Source organism: Ralstonia sp. VS2407 (genome assembly GCF_052950655.1).
In genome coordinates this window covers 1-434 of the sequence record NZ_JBRFVG010000375.1, presented here as the reverse complement: position 1 = coordinate 434, position 434 = coordinate 1, and the positions used below count along the sequence as shown (strand labels likewise).

Sequence of the window (434 nt, the reverse complement as noted above, 5' to 3'; positions counted from 1 at the left end):
CACGCCGGGGGCATTGGCGCCCGAGGCGATCACGAGCGAACGCGTGGCGCGCGGGAAGTCGCCGGCGTAGAGCGCGGTCGGGTGGAAGTTCGTGAAGACGGTCATCGAGGCGGGTCCTCTGGTGGGCCGCCATCAGGCCGGCCGTGACGGGTTGGGCGGCGCGCGGTCACCCGCGCGCCCGGCAGGATCAGTTCTTCTTCGGGTCGGGCTTGCCGCTGAGGCGGCGGAAGAAGGCCGCGCCCTCCTCGACCTCGCGCTGGAAGGCGGCCTTCGAGCCGGAGCGGGCGACGTCGCGGCCGACCTCCTCGGTGCCGTTGCCGGCGAGGGTCTCGTTGCCGCGGGCCTCCTGCTTCTTCAGCATCCGCTCGAGCACGATCTCGCCGAAGCGCTTGACCGACGTGCCCTGGTCGAGGTGCTTGCGCCCGAGCTTGGGC

At 72.6% G+C, this 434-nt stretch carries 1 protein-coding gene; it reads right to left on the bottom strand.

Translation table 11 applies throughout. The features are described 5' to 3' along the window. Window positions 1-187: 187 nt before the first annotated feature. A partial coding sequence (locus ACU8YE_RS25545; protein ID WP_446930404.1) for a hypothetical protein occupies window positions 188-434 on the bottom strand: 247 nt, incomplete at its 5' end.